The organism is Methanothermobacter sp. (assembly GCF_030055435.1).
Classification (GTDB): domain Archaea; phylum Methanobacteriota; class Methanobacteria; order Methanobacteriales; family Methanothermobacteraceae; genus Methanothermobacter.
Map to the genome: position 1 here is coordinate 55,892 of NZ_JASFYG010000001.1, position 17,844 is coordinate 73,735.

General features: G+C 49.0%; 21 protein-coding genes. 8 read left to right on the forward strand and 13 right to left on the reverse strand.

The features are described from left to right. The first annotated feature begins 295 nt into the window (after window positions 1-295). On the forward strand, window positions 296-805 hold the full coding sequence (locus tag QFX30_RS00315; RefSeq protein WP_300486622.1) for a hypothetical protein: 510 nt from the start codon (window positions 296-298) through the stop codon (window positions 803-805). A gap of 108 nt (window positions 806-913) precedes the next feature. On the opposite strand, the gene QFX30_RS00320 is transcribed toward QFX30_RS00315, so the two are convergent. The 5 genes from QFX30_RS00320 to QFX30_RS09035 are packed head-to-tail and all read right to left on the reverse strand — an operon-like array spanning window position 914 to window position 4,954. Continuing rightward, window positions 914-1,252, reverse strand: coding sequence for a hypothetical protein (locus QFX30_RS00320; protein ID WP_300486625.1), 339 nt, complete (start codon window positions 1,250-1,252; stop codon window positions 914-916). Window positions 1,253-1,302: 50 nt separating this feature from the next. Beyond that, window positions 1,303-2,169, reverse strand: coding sequence for a thiamine pyrophosphate-dependent enzyme (locus tag QFX30_RS00325; RefSeq protein ID WP_300486628.1), 867 nt, complete (start codon window positions 2,167-2,169; stop codon window positions 1,303-1,305). Further along, window positions 2,166-3,839 carry a 2-oxoacid:acceptor oxidoreductase subunit alpha gene (locus QFX30_RS00330; protein ID WP_300486631.1) on the reverse strand — a complete coding sequence of 558 codons (1,674 nt, stop codon included), beginning with the start codon at window positions 3,837-3,839 and terminating at the stop codon, window positions 2,166-2,168. The genes QFX30_RS00325 and QFX30_RS00330 overlap by 4 nt, the downstream gene beginning before the upstream one ends. A 50-nt stretch (window positions 3,840-3,889) precedes the next feature. After that, window positions 3,890-4,381, reverse strand: coding sequence for a peptide-methionine (S)-S-oxide reductase MsrA (gene msrA / locus QFX30_RS00335; protein ID WP_300486633.1), 492 nt, complete (start codon window positions 4,379-4,381; stop codon window positions 3,890-3,892). Window positions 4,382-4,390: 9 nt separating this feature from the next. Beyond that, window positions 4,391-4,954: a class III signal peptide-containing protein gene (locus tag QFX30_RS09035; protein ID WP_367186113.1), complete on the reverse strand. Its 564-nt coding sequence runs from the start codon at window positions 4,952-4,954 to the stop codon at window positions 4,391-4,393. 47 nt (window positions 4,955-5,001) lie between these two features. Between QFX30_RS09035 and QFX30_RS00345 the strand changes: the two genes are divergently transcribed. From QFX30_RS00345 to QFX30_RS00365, 5 genes are all read left to right on the forward strand, one after another. After that, window positions 5,002-5,241, forward strand: a complete 240-nt coding sequence (locus QFX30_RS00345; protein WP_300486636.1) for a hypothetical protein — start codon at window positions 5,002-5,004, stop codon at window positions 5,239-5,241. Between the two features lie 18 nt (window positions 5,242-5,259). Continuing rightward, window positions 5,260-6,468 carry a Mur ligase family protein gene (locus QFX30_RS00350; RefSeq protein WP_300486639.1) on the forward strand — a complete coding sequence of 403 codons (1,209 nt, stop codon included), beginning with the start codon at window positions 5,260-5,262 and terminating at the stop codon, window positions 6,466-6,468. Window positions 6,469-6,603: 135 nt separating this feature from the next. After that, a complete protein-coding gene (locus tag QFX30_RS00355) occupies window positions 6,604-9,612 on the forward strand; it encodes a Mur ligase family protein (protein ID WP_300486642.1) in 3,009 nt (1,002 codons plus the stop codon). Further along, the gene (locus QFX30_RS00360; RefSeq protein WP_300486644.1) at window positions 9,590-10,759 is read left to right on the forward strand and encodes a hypothetical protein; all 1,170 of its coding nucleotides are present in this window, start codon (window positions 9,590-9,592) and stop codon (window positions 10,757-10,759) included. Before QFX30_RS00355 ends, QFX30_RS00360 begins: the two co-directional genes overlap by 23 nt. Before the next feature lie 3 nt (window positions 10,760-10,762). Continuing rightward, complete coding sequence (locus QFX30_RS00365; protein ID WP_300486647.1) at window positions 10,763-11,416, forward strand: NTP transferase domain-containing protein; 654 nt, start codon at window positions 10,763-10,765, stop codon at window positions 11,414-11,416. Window positions 11,417-11,471: 55 nt separating this feature from the next. Here QFX30_RS00365 and QFX30_RS00370 read toward each other — a convergent pair whose 3' ends face one another. The 8 genes from QFX30_RS00370 to QFX30_RS00405 form a co-directional block, all read right to left on the reverse strand. Then, window positions 11,472-11,681, reverse strand: a complete 210-nt coding sequence (locus QFX30_RS00370; protein ID WP_300486650.1) for a hypothetical protein — start codon at window positions 11,679-11,681, stop codon at window positions 11,472-11,474. A 31-nt stretch (window positions 11,682-11,712) separates the two neighbouring features. Beyond that, on the reverse strand, window positions 11,713-12,402 hold the full coding sequence (locus QFX30_RS00375; protein ID WP_300486652.1) for a DUF169 domain-containing protein: 690 nt from the start codon (window positions 12,400-12,402) through the stop codon (window positions 11,713-11,715). Window positions 12,403-12,411: 9 nt separating this feature from the next. Then, on the reverse strand, window positions 12,412-12,594 hold the full coding sequence (locus tag QFX30_RS00380; protein ID WP_300486654.1) for a hypothetical protein: 183 nt from the start codon (window positions 12,592-12,594) through the stop codon (window positions 12,412-12,414). Between the two features lie 100 nt (window positions 12,595-12,694). Further along, window positions 12,695-13,354 (reverse strand): hypothetical protein, encoded by a 660-nt coding sequence (locus tag QFX30_RS00385; RefSeq protein WP_300486657.1) that lies wholly within the window; start codon window positions 13,352-13,354, stop codon window positions 12,695-12,697. 118 nt (window positions 13,355-13,472) lie between these two features. After that, entirely contained in the window at window positions 13,473-14,027 is a 555-nt protein-coding gene (locus tag QFX30_RS00390) for a pseudomurein-binding repeat-containing protein (RefSeq protein ID WP_300486660.1), read from the reverse strand. A gap of 1 nt (window position 14,028) precedes the next feature. Continuing rightward, entirely contained in the window at window positions 14,029-14,727 is a 699-nt protein-coding gene (locus QFX30_RS00395) for a PsbP-related protein (protein ID WP_300486663.1), read from the reverse strand. Between the two features lie 14 nt (window positions 14,728-14,741). Further along, complete coding sequence (locus tag QFX30_RS00400) at window positions 14,742-15,071, reverse strand: hypothetical protein (protein WP_300486666.1); 330 nt, start codon at window positions 15,069-15,071, stop codon at window positions 14,742-14,744. Window positions 15,072-15,563: 492 nt separating this feature from the next. Continuing rightward, on the reverse strand, window positions 15,564-15,890 hold the full coding sequence (locus tag QFX30_RS00405; protein WP_300486669.1) for a DUF2085 domain-containing protein: 327 nt from the start codon (window positions 15,888-15,890) through the stop codon (window positions 15,564-15,566). 436 nt (window positions 15,891-16,326) lie between these two features. On the opposite strand from QFX30_RS00405, the gene QFX30_RS00410 reads away from it, so the two are divergent. Together QFX30_RS00410 and QFX30_RS00415 are read left to right on the forward strand one after the other, a co-directional pair. Then, window positions 16,327-16,920: a CRISPR-associated transcriptional regulator Csa3 gene (locus tag QFX30_RS00410; RefSeq protein ID WP_300486672.1), complete on the forward strand. Its 594-nt coding sequence runs from the start codon at window positions 16,327-16,329 to the stop codon at window positions 16,918-16,920. A gap of 46 nt (window positions 16,921-16,966) precedes the next feature. Continuing rightward, window positions 16,967-17,833: an ATP-binding protein gene (locus QFX30_RS00415; protein ID WP_300486675.1), complete on the forward strand. Its 867-nt coding sequence runs from the start codon at window positions 16,967-16,969 to the stop codon at window positions 17,831-17,833. The last annotated feature ends 11 nt before the right edge of the window (window positions 17,834-17,844 follow it).

Sequence of the window (17,844 nt, forward strand, 5' to 3'; positions counted from 1 at the left end):
GGATTTACCTTCTGGATCTCCATTCTATCGGGGAGCCCCTCTGCCCCTAAACTCCAAATGGGATTCCCTGATGGCCCCTATCTTCAAATAAAGTGGGATGGATTCTCAGAGAATATCTGAATATTAGAAAAGGATTCTAGTGGCTTTTTTTGATTAAATGAGCTCTCAGAGCTTTTATTTCATGGAAACATTTATATACTATGATGATGTAACCATTGACCCAGTGTCCTAAGCGACCTGAAGGGTTAGTATTGGACATGGAGGCGATAGAATTACGCGATTCAAAGCAGTCACAGTGCTCTTTGCACTGATGTTCACTGTGGGTTCAGTGCCCATCAGTGAGGCAACAAATACTGAAACAGAAAACGCAAAGATAGTAACAAAAACTGAAACCATAAAGGCGGAACCTGTGAAGGTTGACGCCGCATACAAGTACAAGAAATATAAGAAGACCTACAGGAAGAATGTCAGGGCCACATACCGTACCAGTGTGAAGAAAAGGTACTACAATAATAAGTACTACAAGAAGAAAAGGGTACGGGCGGCCTACAGCACCAGCACGTACCGCTATGATCCTAACATAGGGGACTGCTGGGCTATGAGTGAATACTTATATAGAAAACTCACATCAGCCGGGAAGAAGGTGCGTATAATACAGTACGCCACGAGCATGTCACCACGACACCGCACAGTACAGGTGTACAGCGGCGGTAGATGGGTGGACTATGACTACAGTGGCTACAACAGGATATACCACCCCACATCAAGCAAACCCGGCATGTTTGTGGTTAAATCATCGGCCTAAGAGGCCAACCCCTTTATTTTTCTTTCAGGTTTAATTCTTATTTTCTGGATTCACCGTATCATGATTTCATTTAACTCCGATTTTAATCCCTATTAACTGCATCAATTTTCATTGATTGTCCTCTGGATTAACTGCATCCTCAATGGCTTCCCCTATGCAGTGGGGATTCCATCCAACAATCTCGGAACTCACTTCTTCAAGTTCCAGAGGCACGTTCTCAAGGCCATAGGGCCTCACGGTTATTATGGGCTTGGAGAGTTTCACAGCCCTTTTAACATCATCCATTATTTTTTCCTTCATGGTTCCCCAGAGGCCGGCAAGGATTATCACAGCATCTGCATCCTCAAGGTCAGTCTCTCTCCAGCTGAGACCTGAAAGGCCGAGTTTCTCCATGAAGACATGGTGGTCCTCAATGTCACCCTCTGTTATGTAAAGCCTGACTTCCATACCAGATTCTCCAGTACAATGATTAAAATTATGGTCAATTAAAGTGCATGTTAAAGCATCATCTTTGATTCAAGGAGGGTCTTCAGCTTACCAGGATCATGCCTTCTCTTCCACAGTGGAGTTTTATCATCACTGTATATACTGAGGTTCTCCTCGAATGTGGCTCCACCATCAGCACGGTAGATCACACCCAGCGGAAACTTCCCTGAACCGTAACCCTCAAGGGACTTCTCAAAGGCAAGCGTCCTGTCTGAGGTGTCATGGTCAGTGTAGTAGGTGTTCTCACGGAACCACTGGAACGTGTTGACACGGTTGAAGGTCACACAGGGCTGGAAGATGTCCACGAGAGCATAACCATGGTGTCTGATGGCCTCAACGAGAATGTCCCGGGTCCTCTCAATATCACCTGCAAAGGCCCGGGCAACGAAGGTGGCCCCCAGGGAGATTGCCACTGCAAGGGGATTGAAGGGCTCCTCAAAGACACCGTGAACCTGCACAGGTGTCCTGAAGCCCGGCTGACTGGTGGGGGATGCCTGCCCCTTTGTGAGACCATAGACCATATTGTTATGGACGATGTTTGTTATATCAGGGTTCCTCCTTATGTTGTGGATGAAGTGGTTGCCGCCCTCACCGTACATGCAGCCATCACCGCTAACATCGATAACTGTGAGTTCAGGGTTCACAGCCTTTATTGCCACAGCAGCCGGGAGGGACCTCCCATGGAGACCGTTGAAGTAGTTACACTTGAGGTACTGGGGGAGCTTACCTGCCTGGCCTATACCTGAGACAAGCACCAGCCTCTCAGGTGGTATATCAAGCTCTGCAAGGGCCATCTTGAGGGCCCGGAGAATCGAAAAGTTACCGCAACCAGGACACCATGCCACATCCACATCAAGGTCATAGTCCTCTGGTTTCATGCAAAAACCTCCCCTATGAATTTTCTTATCTCCTCAACACTGAAGGGCATACCATTGTACCTATTGAGTCGATGGTCAACCTCAAAGCCGGCCTCAAGTTTAAGGAGATCAGCAAACTGTCCCCGGTAGTTGTTCTCAACGACAGCTGTCACATCAAATGACTCTAGAAGCTCACGGGTATCAGGTGCCAGGGGGTAGACCTGACTGAAATGCACCATGGTGACCTCGGCATCAGATGACTCAATGGCCTCCCTCACAGGCCAGTAGGTGGAACCCCAGCATATCACTGCACTGGAGTCGTCACCCCAGACCTCAGGTGGGAGTGCATCATCCCTGAGCATTTGAAGGCGCAGATTCCTCTTCTCAACCATCCTCCTTCTTACATCGAGGTCCTCTGTTATGAAGCCGTCCTCATCATGTTCATCTGAATCGACACGTACAAGTCCAGAGCCGTAGCCTGGAATCCCCCGGGGGGAGATACCGTCCTCGGTGAATCTGAACCTCCTGTAACTGGCATCCGTCTCTATGATATGATACTCTGGCTCCACGCTGATTTCGGGTTCAGGGAGGTTGTAGTAGAGGTCTGCCAGGTACTGGTCTGAGAGTATGAAGACGGGTATCTGGTACCTGTCTGCAAGGTTGAATGCATGGGCCGCTATTTCAGGTGCATCCTCCAGTTTTCCAGGGGCGAATATGGCCCTTGCAAACTCCCCTGGTCCAGAGTAGAGGGCCAGGTTCAGGTCCTCCTGGGCCGTCCTCGTGGGGAGACCAACCGCCGGCCCCGGCCTTTGACCGATATATATCACCACAGGGGTCTCTATCATCCCTGCAAGGCCCACAGCCTCCTCCATGAGGGCAAAACCACTCCCTGAGGTTGCAACAAGTGACCTGGCACCTGCATATGACGCCCCAAGGCACATGTTTATGGCTGCAATCTCATCTTCGGCCTGCTCAAATACCATGTCAAATTCATCGGCATTCTCTGCAATGAATATCTGGAGGGGACTTGAGGGGGTCATGGGGTAGGATGACATGAACCTGCACCCCCCTGCTATACACCCGAGGCCCACGGCCTCAGTACCGTTAAGAATTACGTGTTTCCTGACAGAGGGGTCCGGTTCAACAGAAACTTTCAGGTGCTCTTTTAGTTCCTCACCAAGTTCATACCCCTTTCTGCCAGCCCTCAGGTCTGCATCGAGGATCTCAGGCCCCTTCCGCTCAAACAGTGCCCTTACAGCATCATCAAAGACACTCTCTTCTACCCTAAAGAGACGGGCTGCGGCGCCTGCAGCCACAACATTGGCGAATATCCGTCCACCTAGCTTCTCAGCCTCCTCAAGTATGGGCAGGCCCACGGCATCTTCCTCCCCGAAGCTCTCATCTGCAATAATCAGTGTCCCGTTGATTCTCTCCCTAAGGTGGTCCACCGCCCCTGGGCTCAGCGCAAAGAGGACATCGATACGGTCCACAAAGGCCCTCACAGGCCCTGATGAGACCCTTATCAGGGTGGAGTTTTCACCGCCACGCACACGGGACATGTACTCCTTGGAGGAGAATATATGGTAGCCGGTGGCACTGAAGGCCCTTATAAGGAGTGCCTCAACGGTCTGTATCCCCTGCCCTGCCTCACCGCAGAGGACCAGTGCAACATCATCCTTGACCTCTTTCATTAGACATTCACCCCCTTTCTATTTTCACATTCTTTTTCAGGGCTGTGCCCTCAGATTAGCCTCCTGAGATAGCACCTTCGCTCCCTGTTCTTCTCAAGGTACTGCTGGTGGTAGTCCTCGGCCTCATAGAAGGTAGTTGCCGGTTCAATGGCCGTCACGATCCTCCCCCTGAACCTCCCGGACTCCTCAAGCTTCCTCCTTGACTCCACTGCCAGCCTCCTCTGCTCATCGTCATGGTAGAATATCACCGAACGGTACTGCTCACCCACGTCCGGCCCCTGCCTGTTGAGGCTTGTGGGGTCATGGATACTCCAGAAGACATCGAGGAGGTCACTGTAACTTACAATGTCAGGGTCAAAGGTGACCTCAACAACCTCGGCGTGCCCTGTAAGTCCGGTGCATACATCCTCATAGGTGGGGTTTTCCATGTGGCCCCCCATGTACCCCACACGGGTGGATACGACACCCCTGACTCTCCTGAAGGCATCCTCAACTCCCCAGAAGCATCCGGCACCGAAGGTGGCCTTTTTATATCTTCCCATCCATTTCACCTACCTTGATACGTTACCCCGCACCTGGGCCTGGTCTGCGGTGAACCTGAAGGGTGAGCCTCCGCCCCCTGCTATGGAGAATGACATGAGGACACTTCCAGTGGGGTTCTTACGGTAGTCGAATGGTCCTCTGATGGTCCAGGAGTAGGTCTGGTTTCCTATGCTCAGTGTCCACCTCCCCACTTGACCTATGCCCTTGAGGTCATCCGCACCTCTCCGGGGATCACCGACACCACCCTCAATCGTGAAGCTGGTTCCGGCACTCATACGGCCGAGGTTGAAGGTTCTGCTTGACCCTGGCTGGAGAAGGAAGAAATAGTTTCCGGGATCCCCTGATATGATGTGCCTGCTTCCGCCACCAGTGGTGTTATTGGCCTCATAGATAAAGACGCTTTTTGATGGGCCTATGTTGGTTATGGTGAGCTTCACCTCAACTGTCTCATTCCCTGAAACCTTGAAGTAGGAGCTGTATATGTAGAGGGCTGCAACCGCTATTATTATGATGGCTGCAAAAAGAAGTATGTACTCCGCACCCCCCTGTCCACCTCTATCCTTCATTATCATGTAAAATATATATTGTATGATTATTTATATAAAACTGAGGTGTGGTAATGGGACCCGGGGCAGCTTCTGAAACTCCGCCTGTGAGCATGGAGGTTATATTAACTGCGGTGGCCGTGACCCTTGCGGTTGCAGCGATCATCATACTCATTGTAGTTATAGGTAAACGTAAGAGGTCAAGGGAGGAAGGGGAAAAACCTCTCAGGCCAGAGGTGTCAAAGAACGAGGATATAATAGCCCAGCTCAAGGAGGAATACGGGGTTTCTGATGATGATTCAGGAGAAGATTAACAGTTAATCGGTGAACCAATGAGGGTTGCGGTTCTGGGACTTGGAGCTGAGGGTTTAAGGGCAGTTGAATCATTAAAAAGAAGGGGTCACAGTGTATATGCAAGTGACATACGACATGTCCCCGTAAACATTCAGGGGGTTGACCTTGACCTTGGCTTCCATGATACAGGGAAAATAGAGGCTGCGGATGCGGTTGTAATCAGCCCATCAATGATAAAAACTGAATTCATGGAGCGGTTCAGGGATAAACTCCTCTGCAGGGTCCTTGAGGGCCACAGGAAGCCCAAAACCATTGTGGTCACAGGGACAAATGGAAAGACCACAACCGCCACGATGATAGCACATGTACTTGAATGTGCAGGTAAAAGGGTGCTTCTTGGCGGAAATGCTGGCGGAGGATTTGAGGGCTACACAGAACTCTTTTTAAGGGCATCAGAGGAGGAATTCGATTACCTTGTTGTGGAGGTCTGCGACATGACCCTGGAATTCGCATCAGAGTGCTTTGACATTGACCTCGTGGTCCTCACAAACCTTGGCGAGGACCACATGGACTTCCACGGCTCAATGGAGAACTACAGGAGGACGATGACAGAATTCCTGAAGGATAGGGATGCTGTGGTCGGCGCTGAAGAGTCAGACAGAGAACTCATGGCGGCCCCCCGGCTTCTCAGGACCTACAGTGAGTACACCGGGCCCCTGATGGTTGAGGGCAGCTTCAACAGGCTGAACGCAGGGGCGGCATCCGAGGCCCTAAGGTATCTGGGGGTTCCAGAGGATATCATAAGGGGGGGACTTGCCAGTTTTGAGCCTGTGAGGGGCCGTATAAGGTCCTTCATCATCAACGGGTCATCTGTCGTTGCAGGTAAAACCGACAACCCCCATGCCATTAGGGCAGTACTTTCAGAATCAGACTTCGATGTCATGTTCATCGGGACACCCCGGAGGTCAGAGGAGTGGCGCCTCCATATCCTTGATGAGATTGCAGGGTCACCCCCCAAGGTCCTTGTGATATTTCCGGGCCTTGAGGACACGGTTGACATGGTACTGGAGTACCTTGAGGGCCTTGAAATCCCATCAGATGTAATAAAGGTTGATGACCCTGATGAAATCCCCGGGATGATCCTTGAGTTTTCCAGGAAATACAGGAGAATCTTCGTGGGTGGAAACGGTCAGGACAGGATAACCAGGGTCCAGGAAAAACTTGATGAAATCTCCTCCTGTGAATAAGCAGCATCACATGCATAAGTGGTATATATGAATAACCCATAATAATACAGATTGGGTATTTTAATTTACCTGCTGTATCATCACAAAACTATTACTTCATGACCATATCCTAAAACAGATTTATGGGTGCATAAATTGATCAGGAACATGAAAGTGCTTGTGCTTGGAGCTGGAAACGCTGGTAGACCCGCCGCAAGATTGCTGAGATACCTTGGAAACAGTGTTCTTGTAAATGACCTAAGGGAACTGGATGAACTGCCCCCCAAGGCCAGGAAGAGAATAGATGAAATGAAAAGGGAGGGTGTAAGGTTCAGGTTTGGGGGTCACAGGATTGAAGACATGCTCTGGGCTGATGCCGTCTTTGTATCACCCAGCATACCCCCTGATGCACCGGTACGTGGGATGCTGGGGAGTGTGGAGAAGGATCTGATCCACATAACAACCTCGGATATAGGGAGGACCCTGAACCAGCTTATAGGCATACCCATGGTGGGAGTTGCAGGTACAGACGGGAAGACAACAACCACCAACATGATAGACCACATACTTTCATCACGCTACAGGACGGTGTCATTCTCATCGATCCAGGACTCACTTGTCATCGAGGGACTTGTTGAACTTGTGGTGAATGGTGATGTGAGTAACAGGGACATGGCCGTGTTTGAACTCCCACACGGGACCATAAGGATGGCTGATGGCCTCGAAATAGTTGCTGGTGTTGTGACAAACCTCACACCCGACCACATGGATGAGTTCAGGGACTATGATGAATACATTGAGAGGAACTTCTCAATAAAGAACCTCATAGCCCCAGGGGGTGTTCTGGTCCTCTGTGGAGATGACCCGGTAATCGCAGGGCTCCTGGATGACCTTGAGGTTAAAAGTATTGTCTATGGTCTGGGTAATGAAAGGAAGGTTGAGTTCATGGACAGAACCTTCAGTGGCTCGGCAGAACCACAGGTCAGTGCAACAGACATAGACCTCATGGGTCTCGAGGGCTCGGAGTTCACACTGAAGGTATCAGAGATACCGACTGCCCTCTGCAGCACCTGCGGATCTTTAAGCTGTGAGGAACATGATGGAGTGGTCCATGTCGGCCCCCTTACAGAGAGGATAAAACTCAGGGTGCCCGGTCTCTTCAACGTGGAGAACGCCCTTGCAGCCATAACCGTTGCACTGGTACTCGGATTTGACATTAAGGATATCAAAAATGTATTAGAGAAATTCAGGGGTATAAAGGGTAGATTTGAATTCATAGATGAGGTTGATGGTGTGTCTGTTTATATGGACGCAGCCCACAACCCTGAGAGCATGGAGAAACTCTTTGAGGGCATTGAATTTAAGGGGAGGCTGATAATAAGCCTGGATAACCCCGACACCCTCACAGTGAGGGATAAGTACAGGATAGGCCAGATACTTGGCGAAAAAGCCGATATACTGATTGTGAGCGGCAAGAATGAAACAACAGGCATAATTGATATGGAAGCAGCCTCTGAGGTAGAAAGGGGGGCCGGTAGAGATAAAACCATAAAGACCGAGAGCGTATATGATAGCATAAGGAGGGCCCTTGAAATCGCAGAAAAGGGGGATACGGTACTCCACCTGGGTCCCGGGGTTGTCAACGCCTATGATAATGTGAGGAATGATATTGAGAGGGCTATAGAGTCAATGAGGGACTTTATAGTTGTCCTCGGGGGCTGCGGAAATGTTGGAAGCCTCATGGCAAGGAACCTCAGGGCGAGGGGTTACCGGGTAATTGTCTCGGATCTCAAGGAAAGCACACCCCTCGAGGATGTCTTCAGGGATGAGGGAATAGAACTTGACCTTGGGGGTCACAGCATGGAGGTCCTCAAGCGCGCTGGCACCATAGCCATCACACCAGCCCTCGAGAATAACAGGAAGGTTCTTGACCTTATCAGGGGACTTGAAGCTGATGTTATAGGCGTTGAGGACGTCCTGAACATGTGCCCTGTTGAGAAACCCGTGGTTGGAGTCACAGGGACCAATGGAAAGACCACAACCACAGGTATTCTCAAATCCATAATGAGGGCTGCCGGAAAGACTGTGCCAGAGCACCACCTCAACATACAGGGCAACACTGAACTGGTACCGGCCCTCCAGGCAAGGCTCCCGGGGGACGTGGCAGTGGTTGAGATAGGAACATTTGGGAGGAGGGACGAGATAAGGCAATCGGCCCTTCTCGCAGGGGTCTCAGTTGGTGTCATAACCAACATATCAAGGGACCACCTTTCAGGTGGAAGGAGGTTCTCTGATTACATAGAATGTAAGAGGGAAATCATTGATACAGCTGAGGTCATGGTACTCAACGCCGATGACCCCATCGTGGCATCATTCGCAGAGGGACTGAGGGAGGAGAGAGCGGTGCTATACGGTATTCAGAGCATGGACTCTGCCACAGTGATGCCAGAGGGGAGGGAATGCCCCAAATGTGGTAACCCACTCAAATATACGCGCAGAACCATGGGGCATATGGGGGACTACCACTGTGTCTGCGGATACAGGAGACCCCAGCCTGAGGTCATGGCACTGGAGGCATCTGCAGATGGATTCAAACTGGTGATAGGCTCCGAGATGAGGGATGTGAAATTGAGGACACCAGGGATCTTCAATGTCTACAATGCACTGGCAGCTGCTGCCACTGCCTGGTCCCTTGGCGTGGACATGGATGATATAGTGAGGGGAATTGAGTCATTCGGTGGTGTGAGGGGAAGGTTCCAGAAACTGATGGACTCACCCCGCGTTATACTCGACTACGCCCACAACCCCGCCGGTGTGAGGGCTGTGATGCAGGAGCTTAAAGATACTGATGGGAGGCTGATAGTCGTAAACACCGTGGCATCTGAGAGCGGAATCGATGGTGATCTGGAAATTGCATCGCTCCTTAGGGATTCCGATACGGTTATACCGGCCTCCTATGCTGCAAGGAGAGCCTCCAGTACCCTGGGTAAGAGGGTTGTCCATATAGAATCCAGCAGAAAACGTGCAGGAGGGGGGACCCTTGGAGCGAGCCGTGAACAGGTTGAGGAGGCTGTCAATAAGGCCCTTGAAATTGCAGAACCAGATGACACAGTACTCATAATAGGTGAGGGGGGATTCAGATATGCAGAGGATTATATCAGGTAAGCACATCATTTTACTGGTTATTTTTGCAGCCATCATAACAGCATCGGGTGCATACATCGAGGGAAGTGTTGAACCCCAGCACCCAGGGGAGATAGCTGCCATTGAGCCTGGAAGCACGGTACTGAAGGGCCAGGATGTCATCGATGAGTCCAGGGTGAGGAGCGTCCCACTCATACTCCACCCGGACTACATACTCGATGAATTCAACTACATGAACCCTGGAAACCTACTTCAGGCGGTCCTCACAGGGGCTGTGCATGTCCCTATATCTGAGATGACCTCAGGAATAGACCCCTCAGGAAGATCCACTGTGGATGGTCCTGGGGTACTGAGGGTTTCAGGGGATAAACTGGCGGTCCAGGAGCCACCTGTCTTCCTCTGGGCCTACAAGACACCCTACACCTATGGGGTCAAGAGAAACAACGGCATTGATATAATCGAAAATGGAAGGAAGGTTAAATTTGTCCCTGCAGATAGTATAAGCAATAGCACCGTCCCCCACAGGTACAAATCCGTTAACAGGATAAAGAGGTGGCTAAAAAGGGCTGATGAGGGCGACGAAATAGTCCTGGACTACCAGCTATCCAACTTCAGCGACGGCAGACTCCCTGTTCCACCAGGGAGGATAGAGAAACTATTTGGTGAAGAGGTTCTTGAGTACATGGAGAACTACCCCTCAGGGGCTCCTGTGATGGTGTACATGGGGCCCTACCGGAAGATCCTTGTATCATCTGCAGTGAGCTACCTGGGCTCATATCCCCAGTACGATGATAACAAGAGGGCCTTCAATGCAAGGGCATTCGCGGCGGCATGGAATGGCACGGTGATTCCACCGGGAAGTGAGGGTTCAGGTAAGGAGACAGTCAGGTTCACAGCATCAAGGGACCCCAAGGCCCCCGGAGGATACGCGTCCCACGGGTCATGTCCACCTGGAAGGGCCCTCAGGGCTGTTGTCACTGACGCAGGGATGCCACTCCCCAGGGGAATGACCTGGGAGTTCCATGCGGTTCTATTCGGCTTCAACCCGGCAACCGGGATAAAGGTCAGAAACACAGGAAGGTACCCGGTACTCATTGAGATGTGGACGACGGGTTCAGGTGCAGGTACAACCATATACGCCAGAATCTACAGGCTTGAACCGGCATAGGTGGTGGAGTTGATCTCAGCTGTTGTTACGGCGGCAGGGAGGGGTAGCCGTATGTTCAGGGACATGCAGGAACTTGGCCTTGAGCCGGTCCACAAATTACTGCTCCCCATCGACTCAGTTACTGTAATAGAGAAAACTCTGGATTCCGTGCTCAGGGCGGGCGTGGATGAGTGTATCGTGGTCACGGGTCACCATGCAGGGGAGGTGGAGGAGGCGATAGCAGGTATGGACGTGGAGATCGTGAGGAATGATCCTCCTGATGTTCCACTCGCGGCGTCACTCCTCAATGGTGTTCTATCTGCTTCTGGCGAAATCATACTCTGCGTTGCCGGAGATCAGCCTGCAGTATCCCCCGGGACCATGGGGAGGATCAGTGAACACGCTGACCCTGAGACGGTTTCGATACTTGCAAGAGGGAGGAGTGGCTGGCTTGATAGCGCCGAGGGCCTCGGGATGCCCCTTGCAGCGAGCTCAGAGCTCCTTAGAAGGTACCTTCCAATGGGTGATGGAAATATAAATCCTCTGCTCCGTTTGATGGTGGATGATGGCATCAGGCTGTACGGTGTTGAGGCATCAGACCCCATTGAACTTGTGAATATAAACCACTACAGTGATTACCTCAGAATAATGGAATATTTTGGAGTTAAAGGGGAATAGCTGGATAAAGGGTCTAAAACAGAATATAAAAGAAAAATAGGTGGAGACCATGCAACTAGAATTCTTTTTCCCCGGTCTCCTCTTCAAGAAGATCCAGTCTATCCTCAATCTCCTCGAGGAGCTTACCCACACTCCTGAGGATCTCGAGGGTGTCATAGATCCAGTTTATAACAAGTTCCTGGTCTGCCTCACTCTCATACTTCCTTATCTTCTCCTCGAGGTCAGCAACATCCTCAAGGATCCTGAAGGTCTTTGTCTCAACCACAATCATCACCCCATGATTTTATGGATTGAACCTACTGGCTTATGGCCTCAAGGGCATTGACAACACACCCTATGTTTTCGCCGTTGAGCCCCACGATGAGTTCGTCGTCCCTTACACCGGCGTACTGCCTTGAACCGCTGCAGCCCATGGTTATGTTTGGTCTCTTCCTCATGTAGGGACCTGCAACTGCGTCTGCACAGAGTGACTGTATACCTGAGAAGTCTGCCTCAACGCGGCCACCCAGGGTGTAGACGAGGGCCTGTGAGATCTTCATTGCCTGGGCAGGGTTGCAGATGATGACTATGACGTCAGGGTCAAAGGTTGCATCCTCAAGGGGCGCGTATACTGCGGCGTAGAACCTGAGGTCAACTGATGGTATCTCATCAAAGGTTCTCTTGGCGGATGCAAAGCTTGCAAAGCGGCCAAGGTTGTAGTAGAACTCCCCTGTTTTGACCTTCTCTGGTGCCTCATCTATCCCGATGGCATCTGCACCACCCTTGCATGCCTGGGCCTCTGCCGTTGCATAGAATGATTTTCCCGCAGCGGCCATCTGGACCATTTCACAGTGCCTTGCAGGTTTCTCTATTTTTTCAACACCCTCAGGAAGGTCATCCTCCCTTAGAACGAGTTTTATAGCCACCGGGGACTTTTCAAGTCCAAGGAGGGTTTTCAGTTTTTCTGATATTTCATCATATCCATTTGTAGCGCATGCATCAACCACAAGATCACCTCAATCAATAATCTTCACGGGTTTACCGTACTGTCGTTTCTCTAGATGGCCACAGTCTCGGCACCTGTAGATCACAAGGATGAAGTTCCCTGATTCAGGGTATGTCTCCTCCACCTCATCTGCAACACCACCGCAGACACTGCACTTCACCCTCTCTGGCTGATCCATTCTGTAGTGTATCATTAGAACCACACCTGTAATATTTATGTAAAAAAGAGTATATTAATTTCTCGGTTCTTTTATTGATTTATCTGTCTGGTTTTCAGCTGCTCCAGCTACCCCTCTATAGGGATGCTGGGATTTCAGTGGAGTCAAGGGTTCTTACAAACTCCCTGGCATGTTGCAGGGTTCTTGAGTAGTCCTGGTACATGTAATTCTCATACAGTATGGCGGGTGTTCCACCCTGAATTATGGGTTCCGTTACATAGGCGGGGCTTGTCTGTGACTCAGGGAAATAGTAGGATAGCCAGCTGATCCTGGATGCAAGTTTCAGGGCTATCACCCTGCTCTGCTCGTGGGGGAGCGGGGTGAAAACGAACCTCCTCATACCATAGTTGCCCCTGTTGGAGTGCACATCAACTGCCAGGCTGTAGTTACCCCTGGATACATCGGGTACCACGTATCTCCGTGCAAGGAGCTGTCCTGCCATCCTCCCCTTTTCGTAGTCCTCAGGGTTAAGTGTGACGTTGACCCGGTATACGAAGTACTTGTACCTCAGTTTATCCTGGTTCTCCTCAAGGACATGCAGCACTGCCCTGTGGGAGTCCCTCTCAAGGGGGTGGACCCCTGTTATGTAGGCTATTTTCACCTCTGAGTCCGTGTTCCCGTAGGGTCCAAGTTTTTCAACTGTGCCCATCCTGTCTGAGCCTAGGACCACAGCTTCGTTCCCATCTGTGCTGTGGAATGGGGGGTTCAGCAGGTAAACCGTGATTAAGGTTCCCATGATTACGAGTGATATGATCAATTTTCTCTGCATACTGAACTTCCATAGTACATTTTCCCTTAGATAAGGGTTTGTTTATTCAACAATAGTTATTAGCTTTCTATAAAAGAAAAGGGTATCAGACACTCACCACTTCAGGTAGAGTGCCTGTTCTCCTGTATTCAACCAGAACCTGTCTGAAGATCTTTCTTGCAAGGGATGGGGTTATGTCAGGGGATCCCTCAACATATATACCAACATGGTTGGGGCTTCTGCCATTGGCGTCCATCCAGGTGTATGTGCGCTCCGCCATATCGGTGTATTCGCTCCGTGTAAGGGTAACGGTATCCATGAACCCATAGGGGTCCTCAGGTCCACCGTATTCACCCACATGTATCTTTCCAGTTTCATTGAGTTCCAGCATCACAACCCCCCTTGCAAAGATGTATAGTAACTGGGGGCCTGTGAAGTTGAATCCCCTGTAATTCACTGTACCGTTACCTGAGTCCATCTCAGCAAGTTCAAGGACAGCCTGAAGGTTCAGCTGATATCCATCTGAGGTTTTTTCAACTGTTGCCGCTTCACCTTTATATTCTGAAACACTGCTGCCCTTAAATAACTGCAGTGCCCCAGCTGTCAACAGAAGAGCCACCATAACTGTTACAATAACCGGAATCATTCTGTCGGAATCCATATCACCCAACCCTGAAACTCCTTATAATTGTGTCTATGTCATCCTGTATAAGTGAGATGTCATCAGATGTGAAAAGCAGGGAGTATTCATATGTGCCATCTGTGAATGCAATGTACTCCTGCTCCCCGTATCCGTACTCTGAGTAATACGATGATTTGATGGAATATGCCCTTTTGCCATCAACCTCAAGCTCCCTCACATCTTCCACAATATCACCATTTTCATAACACACCTCAAGCCAGATATCCCTGAGTGTTTCAGCATCAAGGGATCCTGGCTTTTTATAGACTGTCATGATTGAACTCACACCACCCTTATAGGATTCAAGACTGACAACTGCATCTGAACTCCACTCTTCTTCTGGGGATATGCTCCACGTCTCTGGGTAACTGAATGAGATACCATTTCTCTGAAATTTATTCCCGGGTGAATCTGTTAACTCTGACCCACCACTCGCCTCAAGACTATCATAACTGGAATCATCACTGTAATCGGTACTATAATCAGTGAATACCATGGCTGCAACTCCAATGAAGAGGATTATTATTGTTGGGAGTCCAGCAGTTATTAGAAACTTTGATGTATCGCTCTGCTTTTTCCACCAGCTGTTACTCCCGCCGGAGTTAAGCTTAGACCCGCAGATGGAGCAGAAGACTGCATCTCTCCTGTTTTCTGATTTACAGTTTGAGCACCTTTTCAAATGTACACCTCCAGTTAAAAAATTAAATTGGAACTGCTTATTAGCCCAAGAATAGCTGCAATACCAGGGAAAACTGTTTTGGGAATTACATAGCAGATATGCTTAGAGGAAGCCAGATCGCACTGACTATGAGGATCACACAGCCCCTTCTGGGGTTGTTCCTTACATACTGATCCTATGATGCCCACAATGGAGGACGGTATTGCACTGACACCCAGATAGAGTAGTTCGGAGCCGAAAACCGAAAGTACAATGGCAAAAAGTCCTCCAAGCAAACCGAAGATTGCCCCAATTATTCCAAACACAGATTCAGGTGTTCTTGATGTTTCTACAGCATCACTCATTATAACTCACCTTCATCAGATATTCAGGGCTGTTCTGTATATGCCCGGATCATCGTCACCCGCCAGGTCAGTGAATATCAGCAGTTCAACCTTCAGAGGCTGATTAAATGAAATCAAGGCGCTGACCTGTTTTCGTGTCCCTGATGTTCCATGCAAGCGTGTCGTCGTAAAGCAGGTTCTGAGTCATCCACTGAGGTGCATCTCAAGTAGGAGAAGTCCTTGATTGGTGTGATCTTTCCCTCAACACAGTAACTTTCATAGTCCTCTGGGACGACTTCAATATCTTCAACCCTGATTTTAGATTGGAACTATGTGTTCGATTTTTATGTACTGGATACTTCAGTAGCGGTGTTGTCTGGCGACCTCATCCCGGCCATTGTAACAACGAGTATAAAAATCAAGACACAGTGCCCTGGATAACACCTACCTGGATGCTGAATTCTGTTCACCCCACCAGCTCATTTTATCAACCTCTTTTTGATCCAGAATTGTTCAGAGATGGAGTATGAAGTACTTCATTGCCTTTGTGAGTATACCCATTCCCACACCAGCTGCAAGGCCGGTTGAAAATCGCAGGAGATTGTTGCTTTCCCTGTAACCAAGTAGCTGTGTGAATCCGTCAAGGAATGTTGGTACTATCATAACTAATGCTGCTATTATCAGGGTGATATCATATTCAATCACTGTGAGGTATGCGTATATGAAGTATGAAAATGCACCTGTATATATGCCGGTACACCTTGAACATACAGGAAAATAGTGACCCCTTACTGAAAATGTTCTCTCTGGTTTTCTGTGGCACAGGTACTTCAGTTTCATCTGGACAACACCATCTCTGAAATGTCAATCAGGACAATTACTTAATTGATATCTCATTATATTTAAATGTTAATCTTTTTCATTTACATTAATAAATTTTTTAGGGATGCGGGATAATCAATTTCATCATGAAATTCGCTGAAAATGTCCATTAACTTCATATACCTTATGACAGATGATGGCCGAAGGATGATAAAGCACACATCCTCTGAATGGTATGAGCAAATTCGGTATAATCAAAGAGGGAATATACATTTTTTCACTGACACCTTCAATATAATTCCAGGATTTGGAATAAAAAAGAGTCTTTTCTGAATGTCAAGTAACATGGAGGAAAATATATATAGAATGATTAGAATAAGATAGCACAATATGTAATGAATTGTTTTCCCTCAACAAATCTTTGTGATAGGAAAATTTAAGGGAAGTGATAATAATGGATACGACACTGATATCTACAATATACTCCATTGAGCCGGTGATGTTCTGTATAACACAGTTCTCACCAAAAAAGGTTGTACTGCTCAAGGAGGATAAGGCGCCGAGGGAGAAGGAACAGGTTGAACAGGTCCTCAGGGACACCCTGGGCAACTTCCTTGAGATAACAACCTTTGAGACGAGTCTTTATGATGTTGTCACCATTGCAAAAGATATGGTTGAGATCATAGATGAGGAAAGGGCCAATGGAAGGCGTGTCGTGGTTAATATAAGCGGTGGCAGGAAGACCCAGGCGCTCGGCGCACTCTTTGGCTGCTATGCAAGAAACCATGATGTCCAGCGCATAGTATACGTGACTGAGGAGGATAACGAACTCATAGACCTCCCAATACTTAGCTTCGGGATCTCCAAGACCAAAAAACAGGTCCTTGAGGAACTCAAAGCCGGTGAAACATCGGTTAAGAACCTTGCAGTCAAGATAGGTATAAGCAGGGGGATGACCTACAACCACATAAGGGAACTCCGTGACATGGGGTTCATAGACCGTGAAAAGCTTGAAATAACCTCTGCAGGCGAACTTGCAGTGCTTTAAATCATTTTCATGGACACATCTTAACCTAGGAATTAAAGTGTCCTCAATGCCAATAATCTCTTTAAACAGGACAAAAGATTTTTTTGGAAGAGAAAAGGAGATAAGAAGAATTAATGAAGCCCTCAATGACCCCGGATTTGTGGTTGTGACGGGTAAGATGGGCTCAGGGAAAACCGCTATTCTCAGGAGAATCCAGGAGGAAAACTCCAACAGGACGACCTTCATTGATATGAGGTGCACCGATATCAGGAGGTCCCATGAGGGCATACCTGACTTCAGGAGGATAAAGATCCTTGCAAGAACCTTGGAGTGGAATATACTCCTTGACAGTATGCCTCCTGAGAAGTCATCCCTAATTGATGCATGGAAGATGTCACAGATGCACTGTATGCGGTGCGCTGTGGCGGTGAGGTACAGTGCAGCACTTATCAGGGATATTCAGGAGGAACTACCCAGGGCGGCTGTTGTTGAGGTGCCACCCCTCACAGAAAGAGACACAGAAAGGTACATAAGGTTCAGGGCACCGGCTTTCAGGGCTGTCAGGGCTGGAATAGAATATATCCATGAGGTCACAGGGGGCATGCCTCTATTCATTGACAGCTTCCTGAATGTCTTATCAGATGGAATCATATATGGTCCAGCGCTCCTTGAGGAGAACTTCAAGGCAAAGTTTCAGCAGATAGCCTTTCCATGGATCGCTGAACTTAACCGCCTGACCCTGAGGGAAAAGAATATACTGAGTCTCTTAAAGGACGGTCCCCTTGGAGGGGATGAAATACCTGCCAGTAGCAGTGAACTTCGGGAACTTGAACTCAGGGGCCTCATTGAGCTTCATGGAAATAGCTGGAGTCTCGGCTCAGAGCTGCTCAGAAGGGTCATTGTTGAACTTGAGAATCAGACGGGATGTATCTAGTTTTCATTCAA

Coding starts and splice junctions, on each gene's coding strand:
- QFX30_RS00320 (WP_300486625.1), bottom strand. CDS start 1,252: ATGGAAGTCAGGCTTTACATAACAGAGGGTGACATTGAGGACCACCAT.
- QFX30_RS00325 (WP_300486628.1), bottom strand. CDS start 2,169: ATGAAACCAGAGGACTATGACCTTGATGTGGATGTGGCATGGTGTCCT.
- QFX30_RS00390 (WP_300486660.1), bottom strand. CDS start 14,027: ATGGATTCCGACAGAATGATTCCGGTTATTGTAACAGTTATGGTGGCT.
- QFX30_RS00360 (WP_300486644.1), top strand. CDS start 9,590: ATGCAGAGGATTATATCAGGTAAGCACATCATTTTACTGGTTATTTTT.
- QFX30_RS00345 (WP_300486636.1), top strand. CDS start 5,002: ATGGGACCCGGGGCAGCTTCTGAAACTCCGCCTGTGAGCATGGAGGTT.
- QFX30_RS00400 (WP_300486666.1), bottom strand. CDS start 15,071: ATGAGTGATGCTGTAGAAACATCAAGAACACCTGAATCTGTGTTTGGA.
- QFX30_RS00380 (WP_300486654.1), bottom strand. CDS start 12,594: ATGATACACTACAGAATGGATCAGCCAGAGAGGGTGAAGTGCAGTGTC.
- QFX30_RS00410 (WP_300486672.1), top strand. CDS start 16,327: ATGGATACGACACTGATATCTACAATATACTCCATTGAGCCGGTGATG.
- QFX30_RS00415 (WP_300486675.1), top strand. CDS start 16,967: ATGCCAATAATCTCTTTAAACAGGACAAAAGATTTTTTTGGAAGAGAA.
- QFX30_RS00385 (WP_300486657.1), bottom strand. CDS start 13,354: ATGGGAACCTTAATCACGGTTTACCTGCTGAACCCCCCATTCCACAGC.
- QFX30_RS00330 (WP_300486631.1), bottom strand. CDS start 3,839: ATGAAAGAGGTCAAGGATGATGTTGCACTGGTCCTCTGCGGTGAGGCA.
- QFX30_RS09035 (WP_367186113.1), bottom strand. CDS start 4,954: ATGATAATGAAGGATAGAGGTGGACAGGGGGGTGCGGAGTACATACTT.
- msrA (WP_300486633.1), bottom strand. CDS start 4,381: ATGGGAAGATATAAAAAGGCCACCTTCGGTGCCGGATGCTTCTGGGGA.
- QFX30_RS00405 (WP_300486669.1), bottom strand. CDS start 15,890: ATGAAACTGAAGTACCTGTGCCACAGAAAACCAGAGAGAACATTTTCA.
- QFX30_RS00350 (WP_300486639.1), top strand. CDS start 5,260: ATGAGGGTTGCGGTTCTGGGACTTGGAGCTGAGGGTTTAAGGGCAGTT.